Source organism: Desulfosporosinus sp. OT, assembly GCF_000224515.1.
Lineage (GTDB): Bacteria > Bacillota > Desulfitobacteriia > Desulfitobacteriales > Desulfitobacteriaceae > Desulfosporosinus.
Genome location: NZ_AGAF01000175.1, coordinates 1 through 613, shown reverse-complemented (window position 1 = coordinate 613; position 613 = coordinate 1). Strand labels below are relative to the sequence as shown.

Genomic DNA, 613 nt, shown 5'->3' with positions numbered 1-613 from the left:
CGAAGCTTATGAGTCGATATGGATTTAGGGTCAAGACCAGATGCAATAACATATTTTTTAACAACATTTTGTATAGCTTTGGTTGTCATCCGCCTGTTGTTTCTTGAAATAAACAGTGCATTGGTAGGTATATCGAAGGAGTTCCGTATTTGAATCCATTTATTAATCGATTTCTTGGCCGCTGCAAATAAATTCTACGTTCCTTATTCCCTTTGCCAACGACACTAATAACTTCATTATCTACTTGGTCGATATTTAAACTTGCTAATTCGGATAAACGTAAAGCACAGTTCAGAAAAATAGTTAATATGCCATGATCGCGTGGAGATTTCTCGCATTGAATTAGAAGTCTGACTGATTCTTCTAGACTTAAGTATTTTGGTATTCTTTTAGGGAGTTTTGGGGTTTCCAATTCTTCAGCAATATTGTTATCAATGAGATGAGCCTTGGTTTTAAGATACTTCCAGAATTGACGTATAGATACGATTTTTCTTGCTCTAGTACCAGCCGAAGCGTGTAGTTCAGTTTGACAATATGCAATGAATGCAAACATATCGTTAAGAGTTATTGTTTTTATGAAATCCAAGTCAACCCCTACAAAGATTTTATTAGT

At 35.1% G+C, this 613-nt stretch carries 1 pseudogene; it reads right to left on the bottom strand.

The window, feature by feature from the left end:
- Positions 1-553, bottom strand: a pseudogene (locus DOT_RS31105) (tyrosine-type recombinase/integrase); the annotation flags it as partial.
- Positions 554-613: the final 60 nt, after the last annotated feature.